Here is a 17520-nt window from a genome sequence, read left to right on the forward strand (position 1 = left end):
AAGGGGGACTTATGAAAAAAATATTTGCAGCGTTAGGCATTGTGACATTTGCTGTTGTCGGGTGCGACGACAGTTCATCCGCATCGTCGAATGATGATCCGGGAGTTGAATCGTCTTCTTCCAGCGTCACACTGCAGTCGAGCAGTTCCGTGCGGTCATCATCCTCGGCTCCGGTCGAGGATCTGTCCAGCAGCAGTGAAAAGGCGAAGTCTTCGTCCTCGAAAAATGAAGAGTCGTCGAGTTCGGTGAAGTCGAGTAGTTCTTCATCCGTCATTCTGAGCGCAAGCGAAGAATCCAGTAGTAGTTTGGCAGAGTCCTCGTCTAGCGTCGCGGAGTCGTCTTCTTCAGTCGTCACACCGCAGTCGAGCTCCTGCTCGACAAGCGTGTCCAGCAGCTCTGCTGATGTGCAGTCAAGTTTTAGCGAAATTGAGTCAAGTTCCAGTAGTAGCGAGGTGAAGTTGTCTAGCTCCTCGGATGGCTTTGATTGGAACTTGCCGAAAGAAGCGTATTTGAATCCCGAAATAGAGTATGATACTATAATAGATTCTCGCGATGGCAAGGTTTACAAGACTGTGGAAATTGGCGACCAGATCTGGATGGCGGAGAATCTGAATTACTATGATGACTCGGATTTAAGTGTGAAGGAAAAAAGTTGGTGTTATGGGAAGAACGATAATGGGGATAGCACAACCTGCGATGTAGCTGGGCGACTGTACACTTGGGCTGCAGCTATAGATTCAGCCAGGCTCTATGCGGATAAGTCATTGGTTTGCGGATATGGTATAGCCTGCGCCTTGCCTGATACGGTGTACGGAATTTGTCCGTCAGGCTGGCATTTGCCTAACAAGGCGGAATGGGAAGCTTTGTTCTCGGCTGTGGGCGGCAAATCGACTGCGGGTACGGTTCTTAAGTCGCAGATGGGTTGGACGAAAAACGGCAACGGAACGGACTCCTTTGGTTTTTCTGCCTTGCCTGTTGGCTTCAGGGCCGACAATAGCCAATTCTACGGCGATGATGAAGACGCTTACTTCTGGAGTTCTACGATGAAGATGGACGTTAGAAACACGCCGTACTCCATGAGCGTGTACTACGATGAGAAATCTGCGTACATGAATTTCGACATGAAATTCTCGTTCTCCGTCCGTTGTCTCAAGAACAATTAACGAATGAAAAGCCTTGTCCTTTATGTGCACGGGAAAGGCGGAAACGCCGACGAGGCTCTTCATTACAAAAGTTTGTTCCCTGATGCCGATGTTCTCGGGTTCGATTACAAGGCGGAAACCCCGTGGGATGCCAAGAAGGAATTCCCGGTTTATTTTGATTTCGTCGCTGCGGGCTACGGCGAAGTGACCCTTATAGCAAATAGCATCGGGGCGTTCTTTTCGATGAATGCGCTGGCCGATAAGCCCGTCAAACAGGCGTACTTTATTTCGCCGATAGTCAACATGGAAAAGCTGATTTGCGACATGATGGCGTGGACGGGAGTCTCCGAAGAGGAACTCCGCGAAAAGAAAACGGTGCCGACGAGTTTCGGCGAAACGCTTTCGTGGGAATACCTGTGCTACGTGCGTGAAAATCCGATTGAATGGCGCATCCCGACAAAGATTCTGTACGGCTCGAACGACAACCTGTCCTCGCTCGAAACGATGCGCGAATTCGCCCAGAAAATCGGCGCCCCCTTGACCATAATGGACGGCGGCGAACATTGGTTCCACACCGCCGAGCAGATGGTTTTTCTGGATAAGTGGATGCTAAATTGCTAAAAAAAACACGATTTTGGTCTTATTGGTGCAAAAAATGTGAGTTTTGTTGCATTATTCGTATGAAAAATGCAGAAATAGTTGCAAAATTGATATGAATAATGTAGTTTTTGGAGCGTGGAACGAGAAATACTGAAAAATTTCATAGAATGGATGTCTGAGCCAGGGCGTAAGCCGCTGGTGGTGACCGGGGTGCGTCAGTGCGGAAAAACCTACGCAATCAAGGATTTTGGGAACCGATTTTTTGAAAATCTGGCGTATTTCAATTTCGAGGGAAATACTGCCCTGCAGTCCATCTTCGAGTACGATTTCGGTGTCACTCGCATTGTTATGGAACTGGAGCGCTATTCTAAGCAGAAAATTACGGATGGGAAAACGCTTGTCTTTTTCGACGAAATCCAGGCGTGCCCCAAGGCCATAACGAGCCTCAAGTATTTCTGCGAAGATCGTTCCGGGCTTCATGTGATTGCCGCTGGATCTCTCCTGGGAGTGGTTATCCGCAAGTCGGAAATTTCTTTCCCCGTGGGGAAGGTGGAACGCCTGCAGATGTTCCCCATGAGTTTTGAGGAATTCTTGATGGCGATTGATGACGGCCGGTCCTTGCTCGAAGGTCTTTCGAACTATGACCTGCGTCGTGCGCTACCGGAAATGTACACCATTCCGTTACAGAATTATCTAAAACTTTATTATGTTGTCGGCGGTATGCCCGCTGCGGTAGCGTCGTTTGTACAGGAAAATGATTTTGAAAAAGTGGACCGAATCCTGAAGAACATTCTCTTGGATTATGGAGACGATTTTTCGAAGCATGCTCCGCCGTCGGATATTCCGAAACTTGGGCTTATCTGGGATTCCGTCCCCAAGCAACTGGCAAAAGACAACAACAAGTTCATGTTCTCGCATGTGAAGGCGGGCAAGCGTGCTGCTGATTTGGAAGATGCGCTGCAATGGCTTTTTAATGCGGGACTTTTGCACAAACTAGAATGTGTGACGAATGCGGAACTGCCGCTATCGAACAATGCCAACGGCACGGTTTTCAAGGTCTATATGAGCGATGTCGGGTTACTGCGCGTGAAGTCTGGAATTGACGCCAGCACGATTCTTGAAGAAACACCGCTGTACGCAACTTTCAAGGGTGCGTTTACGGAAAACTATGTAATGAATGAACTTGTGAAGCAGGGGCTGCACCCTTATTTCTGGCGGTCCGAGAACAAGGCTGAACTCGATTTTCTGATTGAGATTAAAAACGAGTTGATGCCGATCGAAGTCAAGGCGGAAGAGCACACGAAAGCGAAAAGCTATGGAGTCTTTTGCAAGAGGTTTTCGCCTAAGAAAGGATTTGTACTTTCGCAAAAGAATATCGCCGTGACGAATGACGGACAAACGGAAACACTGCATTTGCCGCTTTACCTGTGCGGAAAGATGTTCCGTTGACCGTGATGGACGGGCGGCTATTGTGTTGAAGCTTTGGCCTTGTTTTGTTGTTTCTAGGTGAAAATAAATTACATTTTCTTTAGATAAACATTGTTTGGAGGCGTTTATGAAGAAGTTTCTTGTGCTGTTGTCCTGGAGCCGCAAGGCGGCGATAGGATCCATGCTTATTATGGCGTTTGCTGTTGTCGGGTGCGGTGATGACGAGTCGTGGTCGCCTTCTGCTAGGGCGAATGATGATTCCTCCGAAGAGACTTCGTCGAGTAGTGAAAAGGCGAAGTCTTCGTCAAGCGACATACAGAGCGACGCGAAACAATCTAGTTCTAGTGAAAAGACTGGGACGTCTAGTAGTGGCGTGAATGAAGATTCGTCGAGTTCGGTGAAGTCAGGTAGTTCCTCCTCCGTCATTCCGGGCAACGCCCCGGAATCTAGTAGTAGTTTGGCGAAGTCTTCGAGTTCAAACGCAAAGTCTAGTAGCAGTTCCGTTGAGGTTCAGCCTGCATCTAGCGAACCTGTGGCAAATTCTAGCAGCAGTGTAAGTGAGTTGTCGTCAAGTTCTTTAGATGGTTTTGATTGGAATTTGCCGAAAGAGGCTTATTTGAATCCTGAAATAGAGTATGATACTATAATAGACCCTCGCGATGGCAAGGTTTATAAGACTGTGAAGATTGGCGATCAGGTATGGATGGCCGAAAATTTGAACTTTGATCCTGGCCGGGGCAGTTCTAGCGATGCGAAATACGATTGGTCATGGTGCTATAATAATGAACCCAAGAATTGCGATGTGGCGGGTCGCTTTTACACTTGGGCTGCGGCAATCGATTCGGTAAAACTTGTAAAGAATTGGGGTCATTCGAAAAAATGCGGCTATGGCACGAACTGTAATTTGACTGAGAAGGTGCAGGGGGTTTGTCCGCCAAATTGGCACTTGCCGACCTATGACGAATGGGAAGCCTTGTTTGTCGCTGTGAGTGGTCAATCGGCTCTGGGCGAGGCTCTCAAGTCTCAGAGAGGTTGGGGGAAAAACGGGAATGGTGTGGATAGTTTCGGCTTTTCCGCGTTGCCTGCCGGCTACAGTTTGTCCGATTACCAATTCTATAGTACAGGCTTCTACGCATACTTCTGGAGTTCCACTGAGTTCATGGGCGCTACTCTTTCGTATGGTATGGAATTGAACAGCGGATCCGTGAATGCGTACTTGAACTACCGCAACTACAGGTACTACGGGTTCTCTGTTCGTTGTCTCAAGGACTAGCAGGGCGAATACGGATTGTAAAATTTTCTTCCGCCCCTTGCCAATTTTCTGAAACTTAGGTACATTAATGCCCGACGCGTCTCGCTATAGAAAGGTGAGATGCGTTCTTTTTTATCCTGAAATTTGGATTGAAGGGGACGCCTCTAACAATAAACCGGTTGCGATCTGCGACCACAAAACGGAGGCTGTATGGATAACAACATCGAAAAATGCAAAGAGGATTTCCCGTTTAGGGTTATATCCGAAACGCCAACTGGTGACGGCTTTGTTGATTGTGTTTGGGAGATGCCTGAGTGGGTTGTCGAAAAACTTGAGGCTGAAGCGAAAAAGCGGGAAATTACGGTTTCTGAATTGGTAACGCTCATATTTAAAGCATGCTTGAAGGAGTATGGCAATAAAAATATTTAACCTATTGACGGTTATTAAATAATAACCTATATTGAATTATGCCGAAGATATTTGAAAAAGACGGTTTCTCTTTTTTCTTTTACATGAACGAGCATGAACCTGTTCACGTTCATGTGAGAAAGCAGGGGAAACTGGCTAAGTTTGAAATTGTAAATGGATGTGCCGAGCCGGTATTTGGAAAGTTATCAAATGCGGATATGGCAAAAGCAAAGGAATTAGCGACTGAAAACAGCGAACTTATCGTGAGAAAATGGTTCGAAACTTTCGGGTTGGGGTAATTATGAACGAAATTACGGAAAAAGATGTAAAAAGGCTTTGGGTTGAGAAAGACGCTGTTTGTGTCGAACTGAAAGACGGCCGAATCGGGCGGGAACTCATCCGAGATTACGAACCGCTGCGGAAGGCTACGCGAAAGCAGTTGGAGAACTGCCGCGTAGATTGCGATGGCGTGTGGTTTGACGATCTGGACGAGGGCTTGGAACTTTCGGGATTCTTTTCTCCGAAAAAGACAAATCCCATTGGCCGCATATTTTGGCTGTTTCCTGAACTGAACGCCTCGGCGTTTGCACGCCGATTGGGAATTCCTCAGCCCCTGTTCGCCGCATACATAAACGGAACGAAAAAACCCTCTTTGGCAAGAAAGAAACTCATTGACGAGGAATTGCGCCGTATCGGCAGGGAGCTGCTGAAAACCGTGGCGTAGTAGCTGAGGGGAAGCTATATTTACATGGGATAAATTAAGCTGTTGGGGCGAAGGATTTTTTTGAGAAAAAGCGTGATAAAATTGATGATATGGATAAGGGTTTGTTTTTATGGGAAAATATCTTTGTAGTATGAAATACAAAGCGGGTCCTTTCGGACGAAGAAATGGGCATTGGGAGTGGTCTCAACTTGTAATGCCTGGAGAATCGCCAGAAGAGGCGAAAGAAAATGCGCTTCATTATATGAATGTGGGACAAGGTGGGGCGTATCATTTGGTCACTTGTGAATCAGTCAAAGAAATTACTCCATAATAAAAGCCAGGCGTTGCGGGCTGGCGACTGAAGCCCGCAGTGAACTGACCCCAAAAAGTTGGACATTTAAAAATTAGGTTATATTCGCCCTATTTATTCGATATTGAACAGGACTCATCCCGTTTAATCGAGTTTTTATCCGTTCATTGTTGTAATAGTCGATGTATTTCACCAGCTCCTGTTTGAAGTGATTCATGTCCTTGAACCTGTTCGGGCAAAGTAGTTCGGACTTCATTATCCCGAAGAAGTTCTCCATCATGGCATTGTCCAGGCAGTTGCCCTTGCGACTCATGCTTTGTACTATGTTGTGGTCTTTCAGTGACTTTTGGTAGTTGTAGTGCTGGTATTGCCAACCTTGATCCGAGTGCATCAGCAGTTTTTCCCATACACGGTGCTGTTCATACGCCTTGTCCAGCATGTCCATGACCATTTTAAGGTCGGCATGGTCCGATATCGTGTAGCTTACGATTTCGCCATTGTACATATCCAATATTGGAGACAGGAAGCATTTTTCGGTCCCCACGGATATCTGTGTCACGTCCGTAGTCCATTTCTGGTTCGGGCCGGTCGTAGAGAAGTCCCGGTTTACGATGTTCGGTGCAGTCGACCCGACTTGTCCCGCATACGAACGATATTTGTTCTTTCTGCGGACGTTCTTCAGACCAAGGTCTCTCATGATCTTATAGACGGTCTTGTGATTGATCGTAAAGCCTTCTTTTTTCAGCTGCGACGTTATTCGTCTATAACCGTAACGACCGGCATGTTCGGCGTGTATTTCCCTTATGCGTTTTCGAATACCGGAATATCGGTCTATCTGTTTGTTTTTGACGTAGTAATAGAACGTTGAACGGGCCATCCCCTTGATGTCCAACAGGACGTCAAGCCTGTATTCATGCCTTAGGTCGTTGATGGCTTCCGCCCAGTCTCTTGTTTTCGGGCGTATTTTTCCTCGACCAAGGCTTTCACTTTTTTTAACAGCGCATTCTCCGCACGAAGACGATAGACCTCGTCCTCGAGTTTCTCCAACTCGGTCTGAGGCGTTTTCGCAGTCTTCTTCAGCCTTCCCATATCCGCGTCTTCTCGCCTTGCGCCTGTTCACGAACAGTTCCTCGTAACCGCCGTTCCGGAACAAGTGAACCCAGTCTTTCAAGGTCGTTCTGTTGATGTTGTACTTTACGGTTACCTCGGCATAAGATAACGAATTTAGGACTATGTCGTCAACTGCCATTTTTCTCAATTCGTTCGACCCGCGATAGAAATTCTTCCTGGGTTCGCGCATGCAGCCGAGAATGTCATATTCCCTGCATACATGCCTGACATCGCGCCTGTCAAAGTTCGTAAGATGACATATTTCAGTAACCTTCAGTCCGTCCTTGTATAGTTTTGTGACCAATTCCCATTTTTTTCGATTGAAAGCCATAAATTCCTCAAAAGCTGTGTCCAACTTTCGGGGGTCACATCACAGAGGGGGTGATGGAAGACGCAGGGAGATCCCCGCCAAGATGATAGCGGATCCCCGCCTTCGCGGGGATGACGAGAAGGTGTGCGGGGGTGACGAGAATGGGTGCGGGGATGACATGCGGCTGAAATCAGGGGGAGGCGTCCCCCTTCCTAATTCAGAGTTATGAGTTCGGATTTCAGAGTTGAATTTTTGAAAAATTTGAACTTCGAATGCCGAAGTTTTATGATAGTAGGCTGTAAAATCCGAAAATAACTCCGAATTCCGAAATCTGAATTCCGAATTTACTACATTTGACCCCGGAAACATTCTAATTAACAGAGGTTCAAAAAATGAATTATTTCAATTCTATCCCTATGCGTCGCCAACTCGAAGAAATTGGCCACTGCCGTTTCATGGAACATTCTGAATTCAGCCGTGGTGTTGAAGCCCTCAAGGGCAAGAAGATCGTGTTCGTCGGTTGCGGTGCCCAGGGTCTCCATCAGGGTCTTGACCTGCGCGATAGCGGCCTCGACGTCTCTTACACGCTCCGCAAGGAAGCCATCGAACAGAAGCGCCAGTCCTGGAAGAACGCTACCGAAAACGGCTTCAAGGTCGGTACCTACGAAGAAATGATTCCGGATGCAGACCTCGTTTGCAACCTCACACCGGACAAGCAGCACCACAACGTGATCCCGGCCATCATGAAGCTCATGAAGAAGGGCGCCGCCCTCTCTTACAGCCACGGCTTCAACATCGTGGAAGAAGGCCAGGAAATCCGCAAGGACATCACGGTGATCATGGTCGCCCCGAAGGGCCCGGGTTCCGAAGTCCGTAGCGAATACGTTCGCGGTTTCGGTATGCCCTGCCTTATCGCTGTGCACCCGGAAAACGACCCCGAAGGTAAGGGTTGGGACTACGCCAAGGCTTACGCCGCTGGCCTCCATGCCGACCGTCCGGGCGTTCTCGAAAGCTCTTTCGTTGCCGAAGTGAAGTCCGACCTCATGGGCGAACAGACCATCCTTTGCGGTATGCTCCAGACCGGCACGATCCTCTGCTACGACAAAATGGTGAAGGATTTCGGCGTTGAACCGGCTTACGCGGTCAAGCTGCTCCAGTACGGCTGGGAAACCATTTCCGAAGCCCTGAAGCACGGCGGCATCACCAACATGATGGACCGTCTCTCCAACCCGGCCAAGATCCGCGCCACGGAACTCGCCGAAAAGATGAAGAAGATCATGAAGCCGCTCTACTGCGAACACCAGGACAACATCATCTCCGGCAAGTTCTCCAGCACCATGATGGTGGACTGGGAAGCCGGCGACAAGGATTTGCTCAAGTGGCGTGCCGAAACGGGCGAACTCGAATTCGAAAAGGTCGAAGCTACCGACAAGGTGATCACCGAACAGGAATACTTCGACCGCGGCGTTCTCATGACCGCCATGATCAAGGCCGGTGTGGAACTCGCTTTCGAAACCATGTGCTCCGTGGGCATCAAGCCGATGAGCGCCTACTACGAATCTCTCCACGAGACTCCGCTTATCGCCAACCTCATCGCTCGTAAGAAGTTGTACGAAATGAACCGCGTGATCAGCGATACCGCCGAATACGGTTGCTACCTGTTCGCCAACAAGTGCGTGCCTCTGCTCGCCGACTTCATGAAGAACGAAGTGAAGAAGGACGACATCGGCGCTATCTACGGCGAAGGCAAGACCACCGCTGTGGATAACGAAGAGCTGATCAGGGTGAACAAGAACATCCGTCAGCATCCGGTGGAAGAAGTCGGAGCGTGGCTGCGTGAACGCATGTCCGGCATGACGAAAGTTGTCTAAGCTTCGTCTAGCTTCGTTCTCGACCCTCTCGCTGTACTAGTTGTACAGCTTCGGGGTCTGCGGCCTCGCTATACTCGCTTATACGACTTTCGGAAAGAAGTGTATATGTGATTGTCGCAAACGATAAATTTTTAAAAGTCCGTCGCAGTAATGCGGCGGGCTTTTTGATTGCAAAAATTTATTGCGCCGAATAGGCGCCCACGAAGAAACTTGTTTCGAGTGTCGGGAGGGTTTTAGGGAGGGGCTTGCCCTCCCTAGTCGTTTGTTTGATGGGCTTTTCTTATAGAAAAAATCGATAACTCCGCATAAAAACATTGTATTGGACGGGGTGAAAATCGCGTTCTATATTTGGCAGCACCAAAAGTTGTACGGAGATGCTGTGAAGATAGAACGGCTTAAAACGGATTTGTTGATTATAGGCGGCGGGACGGCCGGCTGTTATGCCGCTATTACTGCCGCGTCAAATGCCGCGGAAAATAAAGGCGCTGACCTCAAAATTCTAGTCGTCGAGAAGGCGAACATCAAGCGGAGCGGCTGCCTCGCGGCGGGCGTGAACGCGCTGAATGCCTACATTACCGAGGGGCGCACGCCTAGGGATTACGTGGAATACGCGAAGAAGGATGCCGACGGAATCGTGCGCGAGGATTTGCTCTATTCCATCTCCGAGAAGTTCAACGAGGTCGCCGCGCACTTGGAAAAGCTCGGGCTTGTCATCTTGAAGGACAAGGACGGCAAGTATGTGACGCGCGGGAACCGCAACATCAAAATCAACGGCGAGAACATCAAGCCGATTCTGGCTGCGGCAGTCGCGAAGGCGCCGAACGTTCAGGTGCTGAACCACGTGAACATTTTCGATTTTTCCGTTCACGACAACAGGATTGACGGCGCGTTCGGTTTCGGGATAGAGAACGATACTTTTTACGCCATCGAGGCGCGCGCGGTCATTGTCGCGACGGGCGGTGCCGCCGGGCTTTACCGCCCGAACAATCCGGGATTTTCGCGGCATAAGATGTGGTACCCGCCGTTCAATACGGGTGCGGGTTATGCCATGGGTATCCGTCACGGTGCCGAGATGACGACTTTCGAGATGCGTTTTATTGCGCTCCGTTGCAAGGATACGATTGCTCCGACGGGCACGCTCGCGCAGGGCGTGGGTGCGAAGCAGGTAAATGCGCTTGGAGAAGTTTACGAGACGAAGTACGGGATTTCTACCTCCGAACGCGTGTACGGCACGGTGGCCGAAAATCTGGAAGGTCGCGGGCCGTGCTACCTGCGCACCGTTGGGATTACGCCCGAGCAGGAAGAATCGCTTTTGAAGGCTTACCTGAACATGGCGCCGTCGCAGACGATTCGCTGGATTGAAAACGACACGCCGTCGAAGGCGAATGTGGAAATCGAAGGTACGGAACCCTATATCGTGGGCGGCCACACCGCAAGCGGTTACTGGGTCGATACCAAGCGCGCGACGACCATCGAAGGGCTCTATGCCGCTGGTGACGTTGCCGGTGGTGCCCCGCAAAAGTACGTGACGGGCGCGCTTGCCGAAGGTGAGATTGCGGCGAAGAGTGCCGTGGAGTATGTAAAGGGTTTGTCGGCCCTTCGGCAAGCTCAGGGAACTGACGCGCCGGGCGTGAACCCGCTGGGGAAAATTTTGGAAGAGGAGGTTGCAGAACATGTCGCAGAAATCGAGATATTCCTCAATAACAAGAACGGCGCGGACACCGCTGAAAGTCTTGAAGAAGCAATGCAAACGGCTATGGACACTTATGCAGGCGGCATCAAGACAGGCTATCGTTATAGCGAAAATCAGCTAGCGATTGCCCTCAGGGAAATAGAAAATATCGAGTCTCGTGTGAGTGGCCTGCATGCAGACGATTTGCAAGAAGTCATGTACATCTACGAGCTCAAGGAACGCCTGACGGTCTGCAAGAGCGTGATTGCGCACCTGGCCGCACGTCACGAAACCCGTTGGCACAGTTTTGCCGAAAACACCGACTATCCCGAAAAAGACAACGAACGTTTCCGCAAGTACGTGAATTCCCGTCTCGAAAATGGACAAATTAAAATCATCTTGCGCGAACTCACCGCAGAAGGGCAAAGGAACTATGAGCATCATCATTGATCAAGGCAAGTGCATTGGTTGCAGGCGCTGCCACGACGTTTGCCCCGGCACGTTAATCAAGATAAACGAGAACAAGAAAGCGTTTATCAAGTACCCCAAGGACTGCTGGGGTTGTACCTCGTGCATCAAGGAATGCCCGGTTCATGCCATCAGCTTCTTCCTCGGCGAAGACATCGGCGGCAAGGGCTGCAAGGTACACACCGAAAAAGTCAAGGGCGAAAAGAACGATATCGTGCAGTGGTTTTTTGAACTGAATGACGGAAGCGTCAAGACGATCGATATCGACCCCAAGGAATCAAATAAGTATTAAAAGAATTCACAACAATCGTCATTCCGGGCTTGGCCCGGAATCTTAATGGAGATTTAATTTGAGCGAATTTTCACACCTCGACGAGCTGGAAGCCGAAGCCATCTACATCATCCGCGAAGTCGCTGCAGAATGCGAGAAGCCGGTGATGCTCTATTCTATCGGCAAGGACAGTTCCGTCATGCTACATTTGGCCATGAAGGCCTTTTACCCCGAAAAGCCGCCTTTCCCGTTCCTGCACGTGAACACCACGTGGAAGTTCCGCGAGATGATTGAGTTTCGCGACCGCACGGCGCAAAAGCTCGGCATCGAGATGATCGAGTACATCAACCAGGATGGCGTCAAGCAGGGAATCAACCCGTTTGACCACGGCGCGGCATACACCGACATCATGAAGACGCAGGCCTTGAAACAGGCTTTGAACAAGTACGGATTCACTGCGGCATTTGGTGGCGGCAGGCGCGACGAAGAAAAGTCCCGCGCGAAGGAACGCATCTTTTCGTTCCGCAATTCCGCGCACGCCTGGGACCCGAAAAACCAGCGCCCCGAAATGTGGAAGCTTTACAACACCAAGATTAACAAGGGCGAAAGTATCCGCGTTTTCCCGATTTCCAACTGGACCGAAAAAGACATCTGGCAGTACATCAAGCGCGAAAAGATTGATATCGTTCCGCTGTACTTTGCGGCCCCGCGCCCGGTCGTGGTACGCGATGGCAACATCATTATGGTGGACGACGAACGTTTTCCGCTTCGCGAAGGCGAAACTCCCGAAATCAAGTCGGTGCGTTTCCGCACACTGGGCTGTTACCCGCTCACGGGCGGTATCGAATCGACCGCCACGACGCTTGACGAAATCATCGATGAAACCCTGAGCGCCGTATCTTCGGAACGCACTTCCCGCGTGATCGACAACGAAGCCGCGGGCAGCATGGAACGCCGCAAGAGGGAGGGATATTTCTAATGAAAGGCTTGTTGAAGTTTATTACATGCGGCAGTGTGGACGATGGAAAATCCACGCTCATCGGCCACATCCTTTATGATTCTAAGCTGCTTTACGCCGACCAGGAAAAGGCTCTGGAACTCGACAGTAAGGTGGGTAGCCGCAGCGGAAAAATTGACTATTCCCTTTTGCTCGACGGCTTGATGGCCGAACGCGAACAGGGCATTACCATTGACGTGGCGTATCGCTATTTCACGACGGATCGCCGCAGCTTTATTGTGGCGGACACCCCGGGGCACGAGGAATACACCCGCAACATGGCGGTGGGCGCCTCGTTTGCGGACCTCTCCGTGATTCTCGTGGATGCTTCGCAAGGCGTGCTGGTGCAGACCCGCAGACACGCTCGCATCTGCAAGCTCATGGGCATCCGTTACTTTGTCTTTGCGGTCAACAAGATGGATCTTGTGGGCTACAGCAAGGAACGTTTCGAAGAAATTCTCGCGCAAATCAACGAACTGTCCGCCGAACTTTCGCTTCACAGTGTTTACGTGATTCCGCTTTCGGCTACCGAAGGCGACAACGTGACTGTGAAATCCAAGAACATCGCATGGTACTCGGGCAAGGCCCTCCTGGATTATCTTGAAACCATTGATATCGACGACGCACAAACTGAAGCAGGTTTCTACCTGCCCGTGCAGCGCGTATGCCGTCCGGATCGCACTTTCCGCGGGTTCCAGGGGCAAATCGAAGCGGGCGCAATCCGCGTGGGCGATACGGTTACAAGCCTTCCGAGCAACGAGAAGGCGACCGTCAAGGGAATCCTGCGCGGCGACAAGAATGCGGAAGAGGCTCACGCCGGTGAACCTGTCACCATCTCGCTTGACCGCGAGGTGGACGTGTCTAGAGGCTGCGTGCTTGCAAAAGACGTGGACATCGGTAGTTACAAGAAAATCAAGGCTTCGCTCCTGTGGATGGACGATGAACCGCTTTCGCTCGGCAAGGACTTTCTTGTAAAACTCGGGACGAAGACGATTCCCGGAATCATAAATAAAATTGATTATTCCGTCGATATTAATAACGGAAAACATATCAATTCCGATGCGCTTGAAAAGAACGGCATTGCCGTAGTCGAGATTGTGTTTGCTGAAGCCATTGTCGTTGACCTTTTCGAGAAGCACAAGACTTTGGGTGAACTCATTCTGATTGACCGCGTGACCCATGCGACATCGGCTTGTGGCGTGGTAGAAGGCCTTTACGAAAGGCAGGCTGCTGCAGGCGAAAAGGCTGAATTCGTGCAGGGCGAACGCCACGGTCGTGGAGAAATCTTTGAAGAGTTTTTCTACGATACGGCGACACTCTCTGTCGTAAAGCAACAGCCCGTAAAGCAGCACTACACCATAGGCGATGAAATCCCGACAGTGGGGGAGAGCTACCGCTATCCCGACGATTTCGACATCATCATCTTGCGTGACAGCGTTGCCGTGAAGGTGCGCGATAGGCGCATTTCCGAAATTACGGAAGCGGGCGCATACCTTTACGATGGCTTCCCGGTCATCAACGGGCGCGGCTTTGAAATCAAGGTCAACTCCGACGAGGATGTGTCTCGCTTGCTTCGCGAATACGCCGAAGCGGGTGAAATTGGTCGCGAGGAATTCTTCAAGAAGTGGACAGTTTTTGACACGTACAGGAAGGTTGTGATAAAGTAAAATATAAGGTCCCCTAGCGGGGACCTTTTTTTATAGCAAAAACCGATAACTCCGCATAAAATTAAAGTATTGGACAAGGAAAAAAATGCCTTCTATATTTGTGCGCACAAAAAAACAAAACAATAACCATAACCAAGGAGTTTAAGAATGAACCAGAATTTTACAAAGCTCGCCGCCGCTGCGGTTATTACGACTTCCCTTTTCGTCTCCAACGTTTTCGCCCAGGATGCTGCCCCTGCAGCAGAAGCACCTGTGGCCGCTGCCCCCGCGGCTGAAGCCCAGGCAGCAGAAGCCCCGGCTGCCGCACCTGCCGTCGAAACTCCCGTGGCCGAAGCCCCCGCTGCAGAGGCTCCGGCAGCAAGCGCTCCCGTAGCAGAAGCGCCTGCAGAAGCCGCCCCTGTTGCAGCCCCTGTGGCTGAAGCCCCGAAGGCAGAAGCTGCCGCGCCCGAAAAAGCGAAAGAAGAACCCGCTTTCAAACTCACCGGTAACGTGCAGGCGCAGGCCATCAAGGCCGTTTATGATAACGATGCCGACAACACGCTCGACAATTCCTTCTTGCGTGCAAACATCGGCGGAAAATACACTTCCGGCGATTTCGAGGCGGTAATCAACATTCGTATCTTCTCTCCGGCCTTTGGCAACAAGGTCAAGGACGGTGACGGCAAGAACTTCAGCTTCGACAAGATCAGCGCCGATACCTACTACGCCAAGTACAAGTGGAATACTGATTTCGGCGATTTCAGTGCGCAATTCGGTCGCTTCCGTACGGACTGGACTGTTGCCGGTAACTTCGGTACCTACGTGGACGTGCACCTGGACAAGCGCGGATTCCTTGCCCGCGATTACCAGCACGACGCTCTCGGCTTCGGCTTCGACAAGGGAATTTCTAGCTTCAGCCTGTTGCTCGGTACTTACGATAACAAGTTCGATACCGGTTACCTCCGCGCTGAAGAAACCGTGAAACTCGGCGATGCGAAAATCAGCGCCGCCTACCGTGGAAACCTTCTCGATCCGATTCAGCACACGGCAGAAGTCTCGCACCGCATTGCAGGCCGCGCAAGCTACTATTTCGCGAAGAATCTCGGCCTCTACGGCGAAGTTGCCTACATCACCACGGGTGATGGCGAAAACCTCTCGGCAGCAAATGCCATCAAGTCTGAATACGCCCAGGGTACCGACTACGTTCCGTTCTTCGTGGGTGTGGAAATCCCGACTGCGGGCATCTTGAACAGCCTCTATGCGGAACTTGAATACGTTGGCGACCGTGACGAAATCCAGGCCGGTGCCGATGAACTCGCCTGGACGGTGAGCCTCATCAAGAAATTCGGCAAGCACAGCAAAATTCAGTTGAGCGCCTACAGTGAAAAGGAACTCTCTGATGTTGCCATTGCTGCCCGCTTTACCGCAAGCATCCAGTAATTACATCTCCAAAACCTTCCCCTGGCGTAACCCGCGCCGGGGGTCTTTTTTTATTTGCAATGCCTTAAAAGGGCAGCAATGTAGGCTTTGGCGTAGCGCGATGAAGTCCTTGACCTCGAAAAGAACGGCATTCGCATTATCCAGATTGACGAAGCTGCTCTCCGCGAAAAGTTGCCACTCCGCAAGAGCGACTGGCACAAGGAATACCTCGACTGGGCGATTCCCACATTCCGCCTGGTGCATGCGAAGGTGCCGCAAGAAAACGTGTGGGTAAACCCCGATTGTGGCCTCAAGACCCGCGGCGAAATCGAAACCACGGCAAGCCTCAAGAATCTCGTGGCGGCAGCAAAGAAATTGCGCAACGAAAAGTAAGTCGCTTTTGCATTTCGACTCGCAAAACACGTCCTCGACGTTATTAAACGCCAAGGGCGTTCTTTACTTACAGAGCAATGCGAAAGCCTGCACCGCCTTTTGCACATTCCTCTTATCCACCGAGGAATAGTTAATGACGAACTTGTGCACAGAGGGCTGCGCTTCGAAATAGTATTCCGAAAGGGCCTTGATGTTAACGCCTTTTTGGCGCAGCTGCCTGCAAAAATCGGAATCAGAACATTTTATCGACGCTTCCAAAATAAAGTGCAGACCGGCATCTTCTTCATAAATGCGAACAACGCTTGAAAGCCTGCTTTTTCTTATTGCCGATAGCAGTGCGTCGCGCTTGGCGCGGTAAAGGTTACGCATGCGGTTGATGTGAGTCTCGTAATACCCCAAGTCGATGAATTTAGCCATGACGTACTGGTCCAGATTCGATACGGAACAAGAGTAGAACGAAAGTTTCTGATGAAATTTTTCGACAAGATGCGGCGGGAGCACCATATAACTAAGCCTAATCGCAGATGTCATCGTTTTGGAGAATGTATTCAGGTAAATCACCTTCTCAGAAACATCGATGTTTTGCAACGCAGGAATAGGCTTTCCTGTCATGCGAAATTCGCTGTCATAATCATCTTCTACAATGTAGCGTCTCGGCGATTCAGTAGCCCAGCTGAGCAGGCGGTAACGCTCGCCAATGGGCATCACCTTTCCTGTCGGAAAATGATGGGCAGGGGAAATATGCATCACGTCAACGCCGAAATCTGCGACCGAGTCCACAAAGTTATCGTTCAGAATAGGGACGTGACGAACTTTGACACCGTATTGGCTATACAGCTTCGATATTTTGCTCCAACCAGGGTCTTCTACGCCATAGCACTTGTCAAATCCGAGCAATTGTACTAGCAAGCCATAAAGGTAATCAGTTCCGGCGCCAATGACAATCTGTTCGGGCGATACCTGGATATTTCTGAATTCGCGGAGCATGCGGGCTATGGCTCGGCGAAGTTCCAGCGAACCCATTCCCGGAGAAACTTGCAGCAAATCATTTTGCCTTTCGCAAAGGACCTCGCGAGTGATTTTTGCCCAAGTGGTAAAGGGGAACGCCTCGATATCGGAACCGTTACTTGCAAAGTCGGCAATGTATTTCGGGTTGATATGTTCTGACTCGTCGGTGAGTTCTGCGCGGAGCCTGCGGGTACGCGGCATCTTGCGTTTGCGTTGAGCACGAGGTTCCGCTGTTGCGTTGATGTCTGCAACAAAGAAGCCTTTTTTAGGGAGCGAGTAAATGTAGCCTTCGGCCAAGAGCTGTGCGTAAGCGTTTTCAACGGTCACAACGCTAACGCCAAGATTCTGCGCGAGGTTACGTTTGGAAGGGAGCTGTTCTCCGGCAAGGACGTTTCCGCTTACGATATCTTTTTTGATGCATTGGTAAAGGTAATGGTAAAGACTGTTTGCTCCCGCCTTGGACATATCGTAAGTGAACATGAAACTGACCTTATTAATATTGCTAATCTGAT

General features: G+C 50.4%; 16 protein-coding genes and 1 pseudogene. 15 read left to right on the forward strand and 2 right to left on the reverse strand.

Translation table 11 applies throughout. The features are described from left to right. Positions 1–11: 11 nt before the first annotated feature. The 8 genes from BUA44_RS15025 to BUA44_RS15290 all read left to right on the forward strand — a co-directional run bounded on the left by BUA44_RS15025 (position 12) and on the right by BUA44_RS15290 (position 5864). Positions 12–1163, forward strand: a complete 1152-nt coding sequence (locus tag BUA44_RS15025) for a fibrobacter succinogenes major paralogous domain-containing protein (protein ID WP_083579516.1) — start codon at positions 12–14, stop codon at positions 1161–1163. A gap of 3 nt (positions 1164–1166) precedes the next feature. Then, entirely contained in the window at positions 1167–1763 is a 597-nt protein-coding gene (locus tag BUA44_RS06860; RefSeq protein WP_072810110.1) for an alpha/beta hydrolase, read from the forward strand. Between the two features lie 150 nt (positions 1764–1913). Beyond that, positions 1914–3191, forward strand: a complete 1278-nt coding sequence (locus BUA44_RS06865) for an ATP-binding protein (protein WP_088657455.1) — start codon at positions 1914–1916, stop codon at positions 3189–3191. Positions 3192–3297: 106 nt separating this feature from the next. Beyond that, the gene (locus BUA44_RS06870) at positions 3298–4443 is read left to right on the forward strand and encodes a fibrobacter succinogenes major paralogous domain-containing protein (protein ID WP_143151895.1); all 1146 of its coding nucleotides are present in this window, start codon (positions 3298–3300) and stop codon (positions 4441–4443) included. Between the two features lie 189 nt (positions 4444–4632). Further along, entirely contained in the window at positions 4633–4851 is a 219-nt protein-coding gene (locus tag BUA44_RS06875) for a hypothetical protein (RefSeq protein WP_072810117.1), read from the forward strand. Positions 4852–4889: 38 nt separating this feature from the next. After that, positions 4890–5129 (forward strand): DUF4160 domain-containing protein, encoded by a 240-nt coding sequence (locus BUA44_RS06880; protein WP_072810119.1) that lies wholly within the window; start codon positions 4890–4892, stop codon positions 5127–5129. A gap of 2 nt (positions 5130–5131) precedes the next feature. Next, positions 5132–5554, forward strand: coding sequence for a DUF2442 domain-containing protein (locus BUA44_RS06885; protein WP_072810121.1), 423 nt, complete (start codon positions 5132–5134; stop codon positions 5552–5554). 130 nt (positions 5555–5684) lie between these two features. Next, complete coding sequence (locus BUA44_RS15290; protein WP_143151896.1) at positions 5685–5864, forward strand: hypothetical protein; 180 nt, start codon at positions 5685–5687, stop codon at positions 5862–5864. 73 nt (positions 5865–5937) lie between these two features. Here the strand turns inward: BUA44_RS15290 and BUA44_RS15295 are convergent, their stop codons facing one another. Next, the gene (locus BUA44_RS15295) at positions 5938–7284 is read right to left on the reverse strand and encodes an IS3 family transposase (RefSeq protein ID WP_143151897.1); all 1347 of its coding nucleotides are present in this window, start codon (positions 7282–7284) and stop codon (positions 5938–5940) included. 371 nt (positions 7285–7655) lie between these two features. On the opposite strand from BUA44_RS15295, the gene ilvC reads away from it, so the two are divergent. The 7 genes and pseudogenes from ilvC to BUA44_RS16075 all read left to right on the forward strand — a co-directional run. Next, the gene (gene ilvC, locus BUA44_RS06900; protein ID WP_072810123.1) at positions 7656–9134 is read left to right on the forward strand and encodes a ketol-acid reductoisomerase; all 1479 of its coding nucleotides are present in this window, start codon (positions 7656–7658) and stop codon (positions 9132–9134) included. A 379-nt stretch (positions 9135–9513) separates the two neighbouring features. Beyond that, entirely contained in the window at positions 9514–11256 is a 1743-nt protein-coding gene (locus BUA44_RS06905) for an adenylyl-sulfate reductase subunit alpha (RefSeq protein WP_072810439.1), read from the forward strand. Continuing rightward, positions 11240–11566, forward strand: coding sequence for a 4Fe-4S dicluster domain-containing protein (locus BUA44_RS06910; protein ID WP_072810125.1), 327 nt, complete (start codon positions 11240–11242; stop codon positions 11564–11566). Before BUA44_RS06905 ends, BUA44_RS06910 begins: the two co-directional genes overlap by 17 nt. Positions 11567–11624: 58 nt before the next feature. Further along, entirely contained in the window at positions 11625–12524 is a 900-nt protein-coding gene (gene cysD / locus BUA44_RS06915; protein ID WP_072810127.1) for a sulfate adenylyltransferase subunit CysD, read from the forward strand. After that, a complete protein-coding gene (locus BUA44_RS06920; RefSeq protein WP_072810129.1) occupies positions 12524–14209 on the forward strand; it encodes a sulfate adenylyltransferase subunit 1 in 1686 nt (561 codons plus the stop codon). Before cysD ends, BUA44_RS06920 begins: the two co-directional genes overlap by 1 nt. 147 nt (positions 14210–14356) lie before the next feature. Beyond that, positions 14357–15628: a hypothetical protein gene (locus tag BUA44_RS06925; protein WP_255370479.1), complete on the forward strand. Its 1272-nt coding sequence runs from the start codon at positions 14357–14359 to the stop codon at positions 15626–15628. Positions 15629–15724: 96 nt separating this feature from the next. Further along, a pseudogene (locus tag BUA44_RS16075) lies at positions 15725–16000 on the forward strand (hypothetical protein); the annotation flags it as partial. Between the two features lie 63 nt (positions 16001–16063). Here BUA44_RS16075 and BUA44_RS06935 read toward each other — a convergent pair. Continuing rightward, positions 16064–17488, reverse strand: a complete 1425-nt coding sequence (locus BUA44_RS06935; protein WP_072810134.1) for a MocR-like pyridoxine biosynthesis transcription factor PdxR — start codon at positions 17486–17488, stop codon at positions 16064–16066. Positions 17489–17520: the final 32 nt, after the last annotated feature.

Source organism: Fibrobacter sp. UWR3, assembly GCF_900143055.1.
In the GTDB taxonomy this organism is placed as follows: domain Bacteria; phylum Fibrobacterota; class Fibrobacteria; order Fibrobacterales; family Fibrobacteraceae; genus Fibrobacter.